This window comes from Aeromicrobium sp. Leaf291 (assembly GCF_001423365.1).
In the GTDB taxonomy this organism is placed as follows: domain Bacteria; phylum Actinomycetota; class Actinomycetes; order Propionibacteriales; family Nocardioidaceae; genus Aeromicrobium.
In genome coordinates this window covers 351,152-365,074 of the sequence record NZ_LMNM01000001.1, presented here as the reverse complement: position 1 = coordinate 365,074, position 13,923 = coordinate 351,152, and the positions used below count along the sequence as shown (strand labels likewise).

General features: G+C 70.2%; 26 protein-coding genes and 1 tRNA gene. 12 read left to right on the top strand and 15 right to left on the bottom strand.

Annotated elements, in window-relative coordinates; translation table 11 throughout:
- Positions 1-7 precede the first annotated feature (7 nt).
- Both ASF35_RS01770 and ASF35_RS18500 read left to right on the top strand, forming a co-directional pair.
- Positions 8-238 carry a holin gene (locus tag ASF35_RS01770; RefSeq protein ID WP_055961924.1) on the top strand — a complete coding sequence of 77 codons (231 nt, stop codon included), beginning with the start codon at positions 8-10 and terminating at the stop codon, positions 236-238.
- Positions 239-317: 79 nt separating this feature from the next.
- Positions 318-446, top strand: coding sequence for a hypothetical protein (locus tag ASF35_RS18500; RefSeq protein ID WP_255354041.1), 129 nt, complete (start codon positions 318-320; stop codon positions 444-446).
- 82 nt (positions 447-528) lie between these two features.
- Here ASF35_RS18500 and ASF35_RS01765 read toward each other — a convergent pair whose 3' ends face one another.
- Both ASF35_RS01765 and ASF35_RS01755 read right to left on the bottom strand, forming a co-directional pair.
- Positions 529-690 (bottom strand): hypothetical protein, encoded by a 162-nt coding sequence (locus tag ASF35_RS01765; RefSeq protein ID WP_156367916.1) that lies wholly within the window; start codon positions 688-690, stop codon positions 529-531.
- A 421-nt stretch (positions 691-1,111) separates the two neighbouring features.
- On the bottom strand, positions 1,112-1,318 hold the full coding sequence (locus ASF35_RS01755; protein WP_055961914.1) for a hypothetical protein: 207 nt from the start codon (positions 1,316-1,318) through the stop codon (positions 1,112-1,114).
- 92 nt (positions 1,319-1,410) lie between these two features.
- On the opposite strand from ASF35_RS01755, the gene ASF35_RS01750 reads away from it, so the two are divergent.
- Entirely contained in the window at positions 1,411-1,605 is a 195-nt protein-coding gene (locus tag ASF35_RS01750) for a hypothetical protein (RefSeq protein WP_156367915.1), read from the top strand.
- A 29-nt stretch (positions 1,606-1,634) separates the two neighbouring features.
- Positions 1,635-1,916, top strand: a complete 282-nt coding sequence (locus tag ASF35_RS01745; protein ID WP_055961908.1) for a hypothetical protein — start codon at positions 1,635-1,637, stop codon at positions 1,914-1,916.
- Positions 1,917-2,205: 289 nt separating this feature from the next.
- On the opposite strand, the gene ASF35_RS01740 is transcribed toward ASF35_RS01745, so the two are convergent.
- From ASF35_RS01740 to ASF35_RS01725, 5 genes are all read right to left on the bottom strand, one after another.
- Positions 2,206-2,859, bottom strand: coding sequence for a hypothetical protein (locus ASF35_RS01740; RefSeq protein WP_055961904.1), 654 nt, complete (start codon positions 2,857-2,859; stop codon positions 2,206-2,208).
- Complete coding sequence (locus ASF35_RS17890; protein WP_156367914.1) at positions 2,856-3,008, bottom strand: hypothetical protein; 153 nt, start codon at positions 3,006-3,008, stop codon at positions 2,856-2,858. The genes ASF35_RS01740 and ASF35_RS17890 overlap by 4 nt, the downstream gene beginning before the upstream one ends.
- Positions 3,009-3,243: 235 nt before the next feature.
- On the bottom strand, positions 3,244-3,642 hold the full coding sequence (locus ASF35_RS01735; RefSeq protein ID WP_055961902.1) for a hypothetical protein: 399 nt from the start codon (positions 3,640-3,642) through the stop codon (positions 3,244-3,246).
- Between the two features lie 39 nt (positions 3,643-3,681).
- On the bottom strand, positions 3,682-3,918 hold the full coding sequence (locus ASF35_RS01730; RefSeq protein ID WP_055961898.1) for a DUF3263 domain-containing protein: 237 nt from the start codon (positions 3,916-3,918) through the stop codon (positions 3,682-3,684).
- Between the two features lie 229 nt (positions 3,919-4,147).
- Positions 4,148-4,220, bottom strand: a tRNA-Asp gene (locus ASF35_RS01725).
- Positions 4,221-4,676: 456 nt separating this feature from the next.
- On the opposite strand from ASF35_RS01725, the gene ASF35_RS01720 reads away from it, so the two are divergent.
- Positions 4,677-4,847, top strand: coding sequence for a hypothetical protein (locus tag ASF35_RS01720; RefSeq protein ID WP_156364908.1), 171 nt, complete (start codon positions 4,677-4,679; stop codon positions 4,845-4,847).
- Positions 4,848-4,989: 142 nt separating this feature from the next.
- Here the strand turns inward: ASF35_RS01720 and ASF35_RS17885 are convergent, their stop codons facing one another.
- The 5 genes from ASF35_RS17885 to ASF35_RS01700 all read right to left on the bottom strand — a co-directional run bounded on the left by ASF35_RS17885 (position 4,990) and on the right by ASF35_RS01700 (position 7,100).
- Positions 4,990-5,151 (bottom strand): hypothetical protein, encoded by a 162-nt coding sequence (locus ASF35_RS17885; RefSeq protein WP_156364909.1) that lies wholly within the window; start codon positions 5,149-5,151, stop codon positions 4,990-4,992.
- Positions 5,152-5,221: 70 nt separating this feature from the next.
- Positions 5,222-5,530: a hypothetical protein gene (locus tag ASF35_RS01715; protein WP_055966044.1), complete on the bottom strand. Its 309-nt coding sequence runs from the start codon at positions 5,528-5,530 to the stop codon at positions 5,222-5,224.
- A gap of 12 nt (positions 5,531-5,542) precedes the next feature.
- Positions 5,543-5,935 carry a universal stress protein gene (locus ASF35_RS01710; protein ID WP_055961890.1) on the bottom strand — a complete coding sequence of 131 codons (393 nt, stop codon included), beginning with the start codon at positions 5,933-5,935 and terminating at the stop codon, positions 5,543-5,545.
- A complete protein-coding gene (locus ASF35_RS01705; RefSeq protein WP_055961887.1) occupies positions 5,932-6,588 on the bottom strand; it encodes a class I SAM-dependent methyltransferase in 657 nt (218 codons plus the stop codon). The genes ASF35_RS01710 and ASF35_RS01705 overlap by 4 nt, the downstream gene beginning before the upstream one ends.
- A gap of 41 nt (positions 6,589-6,629) precedes the next feature.
- Positions 6,630-7,100, bottom strand: a complete 471-nt coding sequence (locus ASF35_RS01700) for a DoxX family protein (protein WP_082495322.1) — start codon at positions 7,098-7,100, stop codon at positions 6,630-6,632.
- 154 nt (positions 7,101-7,254) lie between these two features.
- Between ASF35_RS01700 and ASF35_RS01695 the strand changes: the two genes are divergently transcribed.
- The gene (locus tag ASF35_RS01695) at positions 7,255-7,875 is read left to right on the top strand and encodes a LysE family translocator (RefSeq protein WP_055966039.1); all 621 of its coding nucleotides are present in this window, start codon (positions 7,255-7,257) and stop codon (positions 7,873-7,875) included.
- Positions 7,876-7,878: 3 nt separating this feature from the next.
- Here ASF35_RS01695 and ASF35_RS01690 read toward each other — a convergent pair whose 3' ends face one another.
- Complete coding sequence (locus tag ASF35_RS01690) at positions 7,879-8,352, bottom strand: NUDIX domain-containing protein (protein WP_055961884.1); 474 nt, start codon at positions 8,350-8,352, stop codon at positions 7,879-7,881.
- A gap of 85 nt (positions 8,353-8,437) precedes the next feature.
- Between ASF35_RS01690 and ASF35_RS01685 the strand changes: the two genes are divergently transcribed.
- The 3 genes from ASF35_RS01685 to ASF35_RS01680 all read left to right on the top strand — a co-directional run bounded on the left by ASF35_RS01685 (position 8,438) and on the right by ASF35_RS01680 (position 10,077).
- The gene (locus tag ASF35_RS01685) at positions 8,438-9,358 is read left to right on the top strand and encodes an NADP-dependent oxidoreductase (protein ID WP_200914466.1); all 921 of its coding nucleotides are present in this window, start codon (positions 8,438-8,440) and stop codon (positions 9,356-9,358) included.
- A gap of 121 nt (positions 9,359-9,479) precedes the next feature.
- Positions 9,480-9,647: a hypothetical protein gene (locus ASF35_RS17880; protein ID WP_156364910.1), complete on the top strand. Its 168-nt coding sequence runs from the start codon at positions 9,480-9,482 to the stop codon at positions 9,645-9,647.
- A gap of 118 nt (positions 9,648-9,765) precedes the next feature.
- The gene (locus ASF35_RS01680) at positions 9,766-10,077 is read left to right on the top strand and encodes a DUF4235 domain-containing protein (RefSeq protein ID WP_055966037.1); all 312 of its coding nucleotides are present in this window, start codon (positions 9,766-9,768) and stop codon (positions 10,075-10,077) included.
- An 85-nt stretch (positions 10,078-10,162) separates the two neighbouring features.
- On the opposite strand, the gene ASF35_RS01675 is transcribed toward ASF35_RS01680, so the two are convergent.
- A complete protein-coding gene (locus tag ASF35_RS01675; RefSeq protein ID WP_055961876.1) occupies positions 10,163-10,723 on the bottom strand; it encodes a DJ-1/PfpI/YhbO family deglycase/protease in 561 nt (186 codons plus the stop codon).
- Between the two features lie 32 nt (positions 10,724-10,755).
- Positions 10,756-11,052 carry a WhiB family transcriptional regulator gene (locus ASF35_RS01670; RefSeq protein WP_055961873.1) on the bottom strand — a complete coding sequence of 99 codons (297 nt, stop codon included), beginning with the start codon at positions 11,050-11,052 and terminating at the stop codon, positions 10,756-10,758.
- Positions 11,053-11,235: 183 nt separating this feature from the next.
- Here ASF35_RS01670 and ASF35_RS01665 point away from each other — a divergent pair, with 183 nt between their 5' ends.
- The 3 genes from ASF35_RS01665 (at position 11,236) to ASF35_RS01655 (ending at position 13,908) form a co-directional block, all read left to right on the top strand.
- Complete coding sequence (locus ASF35_RS01665; protein WP_200931710.1) at positions 11,236-12,216, top strand: MerR family transcriptional regulator; 981 nt, start codon at positions 11,236-11,238, stop codon at positions 12,214-12,216.
- Positions 12,217-12,253: 37 nt separating this feature from the next.
- Entirely contained in the window at positions 12,254-13,057 is an 804-nt protein-coding gene (locus tag ASF35_RS01660; protein ID WP_055961864.1) for a crotonase/enoyl-CoA hydratase family protein, read from the top strand.
- Between the two features lie 89 nt (positions 13,058-13,146).
- Complete coding sequence (locus ASF35_RS01655) at positions 13,147-13,908, top strand: class I SAM-dependent methyltransferase (protein ID WP_055961861.1); 762 nt, start codon at positions 13,147-13,149, stop codon at positions 13,906-13,908.
- Positions 13,909-13,923 lie beyond the last annotated feature (15 nt).

Below are 13,923 nucleotides of genomic sequence, written 5' to 3'. Positions count from 1 at the left end.
AGGCACCATGTTCGGCTCTTTCCTCACGTCCGGCCTGTTCTGGGTCGAGACTCTCGAGCGCGCCGTGAAGTCCGGCGCTCAGGGTGCTCTCCTGGCTGTGGGCGCTGACCAGTTCAACGTCCTGTCGCTCGACTGGTCCGTCGCGGCCGGGTTCGCTGGTGGCGCTGCACTGCTGTCGGCGCTGACGTCCATCGCGTCCGGCGGGATCGGCAGCGACGACTCGCCCTCGGCGGTCTGACCATGACCATCCTCACGCCAGCTGCGCTCGTCGCGCTGGTCTGGCTGGGCGTGATCTCGCTCCTGCTCTGGGTGGTCCTGTGACCGCCGTCCTCCGCGCCCTCATCCAGTGGGCGCGGAGGGTCCTGGACGAGACGCCCGAGGAGTACATGGCACGCCGCTACCCACATCTGGTGCCGCCGCTTCCTTGGAACGACGGCACCGACTGACCCAGCCGCTACCTGGGAACCACAACGCCCCGGCGTCCTCATTGCGAGGGCGTCGGGGCGTTGTTTGCGTTGCCGCCCGGGGTCAGGAGTCCAGGTCGCCCGACAGGAACGTGTTCTTGGCCATCTCCAGCATCCCCAGCGCTTCGACCAGTCGGGGCTCACCGCTGACCTGGGTGTAGACGGCATCGACCTGGTCCGGGTCCTCCGAGTCGGACAGGCGGCGAGTGATCGTGATGGTGGCCACGATGATCCCCGAGCCCATCAGTCGGTCTCCGGGCGGTCGTCCGTGTCTCCGTCGCTGAATGGCAAGCGAAGGTGGTTCCGCACGTTCTCGACAGTGTTCTTGGTGTCGGCGTACTGGTCAGGAGTGACCCGAGCTCCGGTGTAATGCGACGCTGCGAGGACCGCGAGGACCCGCGCAAGGCCCCGCTCGTACATCTCGACCATCCCTTCGAGCGTCGCATCCTCGTCACGACATGGCCCCTGCGCCGGCCCGCGAAGATACTCGTCTACGACCGCCGCGTGCGTTCTGCCAGTAGTCACAACCCGATTGGCATCGACGTAGGTGCGCGACCCGGCCATGAGGTACTTGGCGTGCCCGTCGCAGGCGGGGGACCCCTGGATGTTTTGAGTCGCAGGTTCTCCGCAATGGGTGCAGCAGTCGCTCATCGAAGGAGGTCGCCGGGCTCGATGGTGACCGTCACCTGCTCGGGTCGACCCATGTCGTCGTGGTCCCGCTGTGAGAAGCGCACGCTGCGGAGGACTTGGCCGGTGTCCTCGTCGTGCGAGGCGAAGACGGCGAGGTCGTCACTGAGGGCGTTCGGGACGAGGTCGAGGACGCTGCGGGTCTTGGTGAGGTTGGCGGTGGTCATGTTGTTCTCCTGGGTCGTTGGTGGCGATGCTCTACTGTACCGCCACTCGGTACGGATGTATACCGTTCTACGGTACAGTTCACACTATGCCGATGACCCAGCGCCGCGAACTCAGCGACGAGACCAGCCAGGAGTTGGTCCGACTTCGCACCGAACGCGACGACGCCACTGACGCCTACAAGCGGGCCGTCATCGCTGCGCTCGACGAAGGGTCTATCCGCGAGGTCATGCGTGTCACCGGGCTCGCGATGGACACCATCCAGCGGTGGCGACGAGAGCTGACCTAAGCGTCAGACCCCACACCTACGCTGCCCCCGTGTCCCACCACACCAACCGCGCCCCCTCGCACCAGTGGCAGCCGATCCTCAACCAGCAATGGCCCCAGCGCGACGACAAGGGACCCCACGCAAGAGACATCCCCACCGCCACCGAGAACACACCCGTCCAGGCCCGCATCCACTGGCGCACCGACGGCTGGGAAACAGTCACTGGGCGCGTCACCAGGAGGGCGAACGGGTGCGTCTACGTCGAGGTGAGTGACCCGCGGATGACGGTGGCGGGAGTGTGGGTGAGTGAGGGGGATGTGCGGGCGGTCTGAACGCACGACACCCCCGGAACCTCGTTGGAAGTCCGGGGGTGCGGCGGGTGCGGGCCGGACGTCCTAGGAACCGGTCTGCGGTGCTCAGACGAAGCCGGAATCCGGACCTCGACGGCACTCCAGATTCTACCCCGAGCGGCAGACGCAAACCGGCAACGTTGATCGGCGAGGATCAAGGCCCCAGACATGACGAACGCCCCCGCTACGAATCCGGGGGCGTTCGGTGTGCGCGCTTTGGGCCACGCACAATCCTCAAGACGCGATGCCGCTTGAGGCCGGCAGATTCAGTCTACGCCGCTCGCAGGTCGGCGAGCGTCTGCGCACCCGTGGCCTCAAGATCGCGAATCGCCTGCTGGTGCCGTGCCGCACCCTCGAGATTTGCGTGGGCGTTCTTCATGAACATCTGATGCCTGCTCTTGTGCTGCTCCAGCGTCGCGCCGCCCCAGGTGACCTCAGTGCCGTCGCCGAGACGGAACTTGGTGGACAGGATCTCCTGCGTCCACTGCATGCGCATGGAGTCGGTGTACTCCTGAAGCGTTTCGCTGAGTGCATTCCATTGGTGCGCCCTGGCAGCACTGTCCTCTTCGCGCCACTTGGTGAGCTGCGCCTTGTGCGCACGACCCTCCTCGGTCTCATCGATCCAGCGGGCGAATGCCCGCGTGCCCCGTCTAGGCGGCAGGGAAGTCCCACCGCCCGTCGTCTCAGCAAGCGTCAGCGGCTGCTCGGAAGCACGCTCGGCTTCGAGGCTTGCGCTGCGCTCGTCCTTCGCCAGGAAGAGGACCAAGAACTCTGACGCCATGAGGCGGAGCATCTTCTCGTCGCGCATGTCGCGGACCAGGCGCCGTGCAGCATCGCGCGTGTCGATGTCCTGAGACTTCGCTAGGTCGTAGCAAGACTGGACGATGGCTTGGAGTTCGGTCGTGCCTCGAATGGTTCTGCTCATCGTTCAATCTCCAGGTCGATAGGTGCGGATCGCTTCACTTCGTCGTCTCCGTCGGGGACGGAGAGCAGGATGCGCAGACGGTTGCGTTGCTCGGGCGTCATGGGCGGCGCTTCGTCGACGACCTTCTTCACGTACTCGTCGATGCTCATCGCTCCGGCCTTCGAAAGGTTGGGGGCTTCGGCTGGCCCTCTAGCTGTCGCAACTGGTCGTCCGTGATTGACGGGAGCGGCGCAAGGTCGTCCCCGACGTAGTCCCGCACGGCGCGTCGAACGACATCGGTCATCGTCTCGCCTTGCCGCTTGGCTTTCGCCTGCGCAGGACGCCACTCTTCGTCCGGCACACGCACGCCACGGATCGGCGTCTTCGGCTTGTTCGGCACGGTGTTCATACTGCACCACTGTCCACTAGTGCCGCTCGTACCCGATCCACGCGCACGAGGGCGGTGCTCCGATTGCCGATAGCCCCGTACTGCACGGTCGACTCGTCGAGAACCGCCAGGACAGCGTCCAGTTGAGCCTGGAGGCGTTCGCACTCGCGGACGTTCAGCATCCACTGCTCGTGATACTGCTCCTTGAAGCGGTCGCACTCTGCGTGCTGGCGCGCTTCCTCTGCCGCCTTCTCTTGCTCGGCGGAACGCACGGGGGCCAGATACCCCAGGACACGCCCGGCTCCGCGCTCCCGACACTTGCAGTAGAAGCGAATCTCGCCGCTCTCGCAGTCGTTGTCGTGGTAGTTGTCGCCCAGCGCCAACGCCACCAGTTCGTCCTCGGTATCGGTGTTCATACACCAACCATACCCCGGTGTTCATACACCCGCAAGCACCTACGCCTCCACCCGCCGCGACCGCTGACCCTGAGCGCGAATCCGACGCAGCCTGTTGACCTCCACCGGGAGAGCCTCGAGAGCCGCCTGGGTGTCGATCAGCATGTTGACCCGCTGAGCTGCCTGCGTGGGATGCAGTCCCGTGGCCTCGAGGACGCGCTGGTCACGGATGCCGGGGTAGCGCCACGCCTGGGACCAGAGCAGCAGGAGCTCGCGGTCTGGGGTGGGGAGGGGCATGGGGGTGACGATGCCAGGAGGCGCTGACAGTAACGTGCGTCTCGTTAATTCTTAAGCCATACCGCTTGACGAGAGTTCCACCCTGGGTGCAATACTTGTCGAGACAGAAGCGTGCTAGCCGTCTGCGCTGCAGGTAGCCAGCATTAGAAACCCCCCGTTGCCGCGGGGGGTTTCTTGCTTTAGGCAAAGAAGTGGCCCCCGACCGGTTGCCGCCGATCGAGGGCCGTCGTGCCCCTGGTGAGATTCGAACTCACGACCAAGCCTTCGACAGAAGCGTGCTCTTTCCGCTGAGCTACAGGGGCTCGACTAGTACAAGTATCGCACGGGTTTTGGGCCGTCTGGCGTTTCAACCCACATTGGGTACGCCGTACCCAAATCCGGGCAGAACGACCCTGGACCAACGGCATCGGGTACTATCCCGAATGTGCCTCTGACCTGCGGAAACGTGCAATCCGACCCCCGTTGCAGGGAGTACGATAGACCGATGGAAAGGTCTTCAAATCCCCCCTCGCGCACACCGAACGACCGAGCCCCGGCAGCACTGCTGCCGGGGCTCGATCGTTGAACGGGCCCGGTCGTTCGGTGTGCATCGGCGGTGTCGGGGATTTGAGGAGGAGGTCGCTCAGCGACCGACGGAGTCCCCCCTCGCGCACACCGAACGACCGGGCCCCGACAGCACTGCTGTCGGGGCTCGTTCGTCGCTGGGGCTCGAGTAGACCGGACTCGTGCGCGGTGAGGGCTGAACTACCGTGGCGGGCATGGGAGTCTTCTCGCGGACCAGCGCCTTCTTCGGCGTCGATCGGGTGGCAGTTCTCGCGGGCTTCCGCCTGACGACGCGCGGGGTCAGGATGCCCACCTGCCTCACCTGCGGTGCGGTCGTCGCCTACGAGTCGCAGGCCGAGCACTCCGAGTGGCACCAGCGTTCCTGAGGTCGTCGGCGAGCTGACGCGGCGAGCGGGCCCGGGGGGCCGTCCACGGGCGCTCGGCACCGGACGTCACCGAGCCTTTCGGCGACGTGCTGGACGGCTGAGGCTCTCCGCGAGGGCGGTTGCCCGGGTGGGCGGTGATCGACTACTTCCGCCGGCGGCTGTTGTTGTAGCTCGGGACGGACAGCGACAGCAGGCCCGCGGCGAGGAGAAGCAGGGCGATGGTCGTGGTCCCGCTCACGAGGCTCACGATGCCGGCGACCACGAAGAGGAGTCCGGCCACGTACCAGAGGGTGGGGCTGTTCATGGCGTCACGCTAGGACCGGGTGCCGGGGGTCGCCACACGACGACGTCGCTCGCCCACCAGGTGGCACTCGTCAGTCGTCGAGTGCGTCGAGCTGCTCCAGCGCCTCGCGAGCCCGGGCGCGACGGGCGTCGGGGTGGTCCTCCCACCAGCGCGGGCCGCGCTCGCCGAGGCCGTGCTTCGCGAGCCCGACGCGACGACGCGCGGCGGCCACGGCCTCGTCGTCACCGTCCTTCTTCGCCACGCGGACTCCGGAACGGCCGCGGCCGAGGTGCGACGTGAGCGCCTCGACCACGTCGTCGGGCAGGCAGGGGTCGGTACGGCGCCACCGCCGGCCCTTGACCACGAAGAAGTGGTCGTCCTCCACCGGTCCGTCACCCACGGCCACGTCGTCTCAGTGCGGGACCTTGACCGCCACGACCGGGGCGTCGGCCTCGAGCAGGATGCGCTGGGACGTGCTGCCGAGCACCAGCTTGCCCACGGGGGAGCGGCGACGCTGACCGATGACCACGAGCGAGACGTCGTCGGCCTTCGCGTGGTCGAGGATCGAGTCGGCGGCCCCGCCGGCGCCGCGGAAGTGCACGACCTCACCGGTCACGCCGTCCTCGGCCAGGCGCGACTCGAGCGCGTCGATCTGCTGCTCCTCGGAGATCGCCTCGTCGGTGTCGGCGCCGGGCGTGGCCACCACGACCACCCGCGAGCCGTCCCTCTTGGCCTGGGCCAGGGCCCACGCCAGCGCGGCCTCGCCCTCGGGGGTCGGGACATATCCCGCCACGATCGTGCTCATGTCATCTCCTCGTCGTCGACGTCCCCCACCGTAGTCGCCGTGGCCACGGCGGTCGTGACGAAAGCCCACGGGCGTCCCATCGGCGGGACCGGGAGGTAGCCCTGGTCGAGCCGGTTCGTCGCGAACCCGGCGCGCTCGAGTATCTCGACGGGGTCGCGCGTCAGGTGGCAGCCCCCGAACGACCGCTGCTGCACGCCGTCGAGCCGACGCTGCCAGCGCACGACGCCCGCGTCGGGAGCGAGCCCGTGCTCGGCCAGGTGCAGGGCGCCGTCCGGGCGCAGCACGCGACGAGCCTCGGCCAGCACGGCGGCCGGGTCGTCGACGGTGCAGAGCGTGAACGCGACCAGGACCGCGTCGACCGACCCGGTCCCGACGTCGACCCGGGACCCGTCGAGCCCCGCGCGCCGGACCGCCGCCGAGCAGTCGGCACGCCGCCCGGCGGACCGCTCCCACGCCACGTCGGAGGGCTCGACGGCCAGCAGCTCGTCCACCGCCGGGGGCAGGAAGCGACAGCTGGTGCCCGAACCGAAGCCGATCTCGAGCACACGGCCGCGCAACCCGCGGGCGACCCGCACGCGGACGTCGTCGAGCTGCGCGTCACCGCAGGCGCGGTCGACGATCCGTGGCACCACGTGCCGGTCCCACCAGCCCATGGGCCACCGTAGGCCGCCGCGGGAGTCAGGCGGGACGGGAGTCAGGCGGGGCGGGGGCGCGTGAGCAGGGCGTCGACGCTCCAGCGTCCGGGCCCGACGAGCGCCAGCAGGAAGGCCGCGGCCGCCAGCACGATCACGAACTCGGCGCCACCGTCGGCGACGAGGAACGCGTCGCGGTGGGCGAACCAGGCCGCGCCCAGCATGGCCACGCCGAGCAGCGGTGCCACGACCGTGGTCAGTGCGCCGGCGACGAGCAGGACGCCGCCCGCCACCTCCAGCGTGGCCAGGAGCACGGCGGTGACGTCGGCCAGCGGCACGCCCATCTGAGCGAACCCGTCCTGCGTGCCACCGATCCCGGCCGACCACTTCTGCCAGCCGTGCACGACGAAGACGACGCCGACGACCACCCGCCCGAGGAGCAGGCCGGCGTCGCGGGCGACGGCGGGCCGGTGGTGGTCGAGCGTGCGAGCGAGGCCGGACGTGGTCCGGGTCGATGTGGACTGCGTGGACATGGGACCCCCGAGGTCGTGTGGACGGTACGAGAGGTGGGACGAACGGCCCGCCCCGACCGTTCCGGGGACCGGTGTGAGCCGGGTCGCGTCGACGCAGGCCTCAGCCCCCTCGGAAGCGGTCACGACCACGGTCGCGGGGCCCTACGCTCGTCCCGTGGCCACGTACCTCTCCTTCCTGGCGTTCGCGGCGCTGCTCGCCGTCGCGCCGGGACCCGACACGTTCCTGACCCTGCGCGCCAGCGTCGTGGGCGGACGTCGGCGCGGGATGTACACGGCCGCCGGCATCACGGCCGCCGGTGCGGTCCAGGGACTCCTCGCCGCGATGGGACTGGGTGCGGTGCTCGCTGCCTCCGAGCCGGTGTTCCTCACGATCCGGTGGGCCGGGGTCGTCTACCTCACGTGGCTCGGGGTCACGGCCCTGCGCTCGGCCCTGCGCCGCGACGGGAGCGCCTGGGCCGTCGGCTCGGGCCGCGCCCAGGTGCGGCGTCGCACCGCCGTGCGCCAGGGCTTCGTCTGCAACATCACGAACCCCAAGGTGCTCGCCTTCAACCTCGCGGTGCTGCCGCAGTTCGTGGGCCGCGACCAGGGCGTGGCCGTGCTCGCTGCCTATGCGCTGACCCTCGTGGCGGTGGGCGCCGTGGTGCTGCTCGTGGTCGTGCACGGGGCGTCCGCCGCCGCGTCACGGATCGCCCGTCCGGGGTTCCGACGCGGCATCGACGGCGGCACGGGCGTGGTCATGCTCGGCTTCGCGACCGCCCTGGCCGCCGAGTCCTGAGGCTCAGGCCCCCGACCAGCCGAAGGTCGTCGGACCGTCCTCGAGGGCGGCGGCCACGCGACCGCGCATGTCGGCGGTCATGTCCGGCAGGTCGTCGAGGGCGAACCAGCGCGCGTCGGTGTTCTCGCCGTCGGCGGGGTGCGGCTCGCCCGAGACCCACCGCAGGCCGAAGGTGATGTCCGTGTACTGGGTCCGGTCGCCGTTGGCGTAGACGACGACGTCGGTGACCCCCACGCGCGCGACCCGCACCGGCTCCGCCTCGACGCCGGCCTCCTCGAGGGTCTCCCGCACCGCGGCGTCGGCAGGCTCCTCGCCGGGGTCGATGATGCCGGTGACCGGTGTCCACGTGCCGTCGTCGGCCCGGCGGACGAGCAGGACCTCGTCGCCGCGCGTGGTCACCGCCGTGACGCCGGGGAGCCACAGCGGGTCGGTCCCGATCTTCTCGCGAAGGGCGAGGATGAAGTCCGGGGTGCTCATGGGACGAGGGTAGGCGGCACGACTCCCTCCGGGGCGCGGATGGAATGGTCCGCCGCCGTGGTCCGTTGACCATGACATGCGTGCCATGACCTATGCCCAGTACGGAGACGACGACGTCCTCGAGCTCACCGACCAGCCGACCCCCAAGGTCGGACCGGGTGAGCTGCTCGTGGAGGTGCGAGCGGCCTCCGTGAACCCCGTCGACTGGAAGCTCATGAGTGGTGGCCTCGACGCCCTCATGGACGTCCGGTTCCCCGTGGTCCCGGGCTGGGACGTCGCCGGTGTCGTGGCCCAGGTGGGCATCGACACGCCCGAGTTCTCCGTGGGCGACGAGGTCGTGGCCTACAACCGCAAGGACTACGTCCACGGCGGGACCTTCGCCGAGTACACGACGGTCCCGGTGCGTGCCGCCGCCCGCAAGCCGGTCGACGTGTCGTGGGAGGAGGCCGCGTCGCTCCCGCTCGCCGGGCTCACCGCCTTCCAGGCGCTCGAGCGGCTCGAGGTCGGCCCGGAGGACACGGTCCTCGTGCACGGTGCCGGCGGAGGCGTCGGCTCGTTCGCGGTGCAGCTGGCCGCGCGGGCCTTCCGCGCCCGGGTGATCGGATCGGCGTCCAGCAGCCAGCACGACCGCATCCGCGAGCTCGGTGGGGAGCCGGTCGAGTACGGCGACGGCCTGGTCGAGGCCGTGCGCGGGCTCGCCCCCGACGGCGTCTCCGTGGTGCTCGACCTCGTCGGCGGCGTCGTGGACCAGACCACGGCGCTGCTCGAGGAGGACGGCCGTCACGCCTCCATCGCCGACGACGCCGTGCTCGGTGCCGGCGGCGCCTGGTTGTGGGTGCGCCCCGACGCCGACGACCTGGGTCGGCTCGTCGGGCTGGTCGACGACGGCACGCTGCGCATCGAGGTGGAGGACACCTACCCCCTCGAGGAGCTTCCCGCGGCCTTCGCCCGCAGCCAGGAGGGTCACGTGCACGGCAAGCTCGCCGTGCGCGTCAGCACCGACTGACCCCTTCGGCTCCTTCCCGTGCGCCGGGTGGGCCCGAAGGCCCACGTCGGTTGAGCCGCTCGACCCTCGCATCGTCCTGTCCGGGCGCGACACAGTGGATGCGACGACGAGAGGAGACACCGTGGAGCGCATCGCCGCACCTGCCCACCGCAGGTCCGAGATCGAGCGACGCCGACGCCAGGTGCGCCGCGTCGTCGCCACGGCCGCGCTCGAGGCCGCCCTCACCCATCCGGCGACGGCGGGACACCGTCGCCGGCCGACCGTGCTCTCCGGACACGGTCGTTCCTGAGGCCGCGTCGTCGCCCTCCTCCAGGGGGCGGCGACGCGTCCGGTCCGCGACGCCCGTCCGCATCGGGGGGACGGGCGTCGTGATGCGGATCGAAGCGTCCGTGGCTACCGTCGGGACCATGCCGTCCAGTGCCCCGCAGAAGAAGCCCAGCACCTCCGCCAAGGTCCTCTACCGGCCCGTCGGGCTCGTGAGCTCCATCCTCGGCGGCCTGTTCGCCAGCATGATCTTCAAGCAGGTCTGGAAGCGGGTGAGCCCCTCGACGGACGCCAGCGGCGACGTCCCCGGTCCGCTGCAGAGCGAGTACCCGTTCAAGGAGATCATGCTCGCCGCCGTGCTCCAGGGCGCGATCTACGCCGCCGTCAAGGCCGTCATCGACCGCCAGGGCGCGCGCACCTTCGAGAAGGTCACCGGGGAGTGGCCCGGCTCCTGAGGTCCGACCGACCCGCACGACGAGGCGCCACCCGCTCCACGGAGCAGGTGGCGCCTCGGTGCTGTCCCGGTGGGCGTCGGGGGCGTCAGCCCGCGAAGACCTCGACGAGCTTCGCGTCGAACGCGGGCAGGTCGTCGGGGTTGCGCGAGGTGACGAGGTCCCAGCCGTTCGCCGGGCAGTGCACGACCTCCGCGTCCTTCCACGTGCCGCCCGCGTTGCGGACGTCGGTGGTCAGCGACGGGAACGACGTGAGCGTCTTGCCCGGCAGCACGCCGGCCTCGACGAGGATCCAGGGCGCGTGGCAGATCGCCGCGATCGGCTTGCCCGCGTCGACGAACGCCTTCACGAGTGCGACGGAGTCGGCGTCGGCACGCACCTTGTCGGCGTTCACGGTGCCACCGGGCAGCACGAGCGCGTCGTAGTCGGCCGCCGAGGCGTCGGCCACGGCCACGGTGGCCTCGAAGGTGGCGTCCTTGTCGACGTCACCGACCATGGACTGCACCGTCGAGGCCTCGGGTGCCACGTGGACCGGAGTCCCGCCGGCGTCGAGGACGGCCTGCCACGGCTGCTCGAGCTCGGGCTTCTCCACCCCGATCTGGGCGGTGAGGAAGGCGACGGTCTTGCCGTTCAAGGACGTGTCGGACATGTCTGTCCTCCTGTTCGTTGGGGGGCGACGTCTCAGGCGACGTCGGTGGTGCGGGGGCGACGCTCGAGGATCTCGCGGCGCTCGGCCTCGCTCAGTCCGCCCCAGACGCCGTACGGCTCCTGGACGGTGAGCGCGTGCTCGCGGCACTGCTCGATGACCGGGCAGCGGGCGCAGAGCGCCTTCGCCGCCTCCTCGCGTCGGGCCTTCGGTGTGCCGCGCTCGGCCTCGGGGGAGAAGAACCCCTCCGGGTCGACGTCGCGACAGAGGCCGTCGTACTGCCACTCGTAGGTCTCCTGCAGTGGCATGGGGAGTCGTTTGATGCTGACCATGATCGTGCCCCTTCTCGGCGGACGTCGGAAGCTCCGACCTGTCTCACCTCGATGGGCCCGAAGCGGTGTGCTCCACCTCGAACGCAACTTCTTCACAACCTATCCAGGTGGCTCCCCGAATGGCAACCCTGCGCAAGAGGCCTACAGTGGCAGCAAGGCCCGACGCGGCCGGGAGGTGACGTGGTGAAGGACTCGCCGGGACGTCCCGACGAACCGCGCCCGACGGCCGGGGAGTGGGTCGACGTCGCTCACGCCGGAGGCGATCTCACGTGGGGCGTCGGCGCCGTGTCGTCGCGACTTGGCGTCGCTGCCTCCACGCTCCGCACGTGGGAGCGCCGCTACGGGATCGGTCCCAGCCATCGCACCCACGGTGGTCACCGTCGCTACACCGAGCGCGACATCAGTCGGGTCGAGCTGGTTCGACGCATGGTGGCCCGAGGGGTCTCCGCCCAGGACGCCGCCCGCGTGGCGCGCCACCTCGACCGCGACGACCTGTCGTCGGCCCTGCGGGGCGAGTCGCCCAGCCAGACCGACCTGGCGACCGACGACCTGCTCGACTCGTTGCTGGCCGCCGCCACGGCGGCGGACGAGCAGAGACTCCACGACCTGCTGCTCGCCATGCTGGCCGGCACGCCGGTGCTGGAGGTCTGGCGTGACGTGCTGTCGCCGACCCTCTGCCGACTGACCCACGAGGTCTCCCGCGGCGCGGTCACGCCCGAGTCCCAGACCCTCGCCCGGAAGGCCGTGCTCGAGCACCTGCACGACGTCCGCGGCACCCAGGACGCTCGTCGTCGCAACGGGGTCAAGGCGCAGGTGCTGCTCGCGACGTTCGTCGACGAGGCGAAGGCGCTGCCGTTCGTCGCCTGGGGGGCGGCGCTGGCCCAGGCCGACATCGGCCTGCGGATCGTCGGCCCCGACGTCGACCTGCGCGAGGTGCTCGACCTCGCCACGCACCTGTCGCCCTCCGTCGTGGTCACGTGGGGCGCCCCCGCGGAGTCCGCGTCGCTCGTCCGTCGTCACCTCGACGCCGGCCAGTCCGGCTCGTTCATCCGGGCGTCCGGCGCCTGGCCCGACGAGATGAGCATCCGGTTCGGGCTGGAGGCCCCCGAGATCCCCACCGACGTCCACGGTGCGGTCCGGCAGGTCCTCGACCGCGTCCGCTGACGGTCGGCCCGGCACTACCGGCGGGTAACCTGAGGTCATGACCAGTGCCGCCGTCACCACCCGCATCGAGGGCCACCTCGCCTACGTGAGCCTCAACCGGCCCGAGAAGCTCAACGGGGTCGACTTCGAGGTGCTCGACGGGCTGCTCGAAGCCGCGGCCGAGCTGCGCCGCAACCGCGAGGTCCGCGCGGTCGTGCTCCAGGGTGAGGGCAGCTCCTTCTGCGCCGGACTCGACTTCGCGACGGTCAGCCCGCAGAGGAAGAAGGTCGCCGCGTTCTTCCTCACGCCTCCGTGGCGGGCGACGAACGGGTTCCAGCAGGCGCTCTGGGCGTGGCGGGAGCTCCCCGTGCCGGTCATCGCCGTGACGCGCGGCCACGTGTTCGGGGCGGGGATCCAGCTGGCCCTCGCAGCCGACTTCCGGTTCACGACGCCCGACGCGCAGTGGTCCGTGCTGGAGGCCAAGTGGGGCCTGGTGCCCGACATGAGCGGGACGGTCCCCCTCGTCGAGCTGGTGGGCGCCGACGTCGCCAAGCGGCTCGCCATGACGGGCGAGGTCGTGAGCGGGTCGGAGGCGGTGGAGATCGGCCTGGCGTCCGGCGTGGCCGACGACCCGCTGAAGCCGGCGCTCGAGCTGGTCGACGCGATCGTCGCCCGCTCGCCCGACTCGGTCGCCGCGACCAAGAAGCTGCTCAACGGTGTGCGGCTCGGCGGTCTGCGGTCGGCGTTCCGGCGTGAGCGGGTCTACCAGCTGCGGATGTTCCGCTCGCCCAACACGGCCATCGCTCGCCGTGCCGGGATGAAGCGTGAGACCCCCGAGTTCGGCCCCCGCACGTTCGACTGAACCCGACCGAGCACAGCAACCCAGCGGTTCGGGTCCTGCACCCGTCGGCGCCGGTCGGGCCGCTGGCTGCCGTTGTTAGGCTGACGCGCGTGACGGACGAGAAGCGCAAGAAGGTCGCCGACCAGTACGACCGCGGCTACGACTACACGACGTACTGGGACAACCGCGACTACGAGCACGCTGCCGAGGAGGCCGCGATCCGACGCCTGCTCGACGGCCGGCACTTCGGTCGCGCGGCTGACGTGGGCGGCGGCTTCGGCCGTCTCTGCCTGCTGCTGCGCGAGTACGCCGACCACGTGACGCTGGCCGAGCCGAGCCGCACCCAGCTGGAGGCCGCCGAGCGCGTCCTCGCCGGCACCGACATCGCCCAGGTGCAGATGCAGGCCGACGACCTGCAGTTCGACGACGCCTCGCTCGACCTGCTGACGATGGTGCGGGTCATGCACCACATCCCCGAGCCGTCGACGGAGTTCGGCGAGATCGCGCGCGTGCTCAAGCCCGGCGCGACCGCGCTGATCGAGGTCGCGAACTACGGCCACTTCCTGAACCGTCGCCGGTTCAAGAAGCAGGGCACGCCGCTGCCGAAGGAGCCGGTGAGCATCCGCACCGCCACGGCCGAGGAGCCCGACGCGATCGCCTTCGTCAACCACAACGTCGACACCGTGGTCGCCCAGCTGTCCGACGTCGGCCTCGGTCTCGAGCGCAAGCTGTCGGTCTCGAACCTGCGCAGCGAGAAGCTCAAGAAGGCTCTCCCCACGCGGCTGCTCGTGTCGGTCGAGAAGGCGCTGCAGGAGCGGCTCGCCGCCAACGACTTCGGCCCCAGCATCTTCCTGGAGCTGCGCCGCCGCTGAGCGGCACCACCCGAC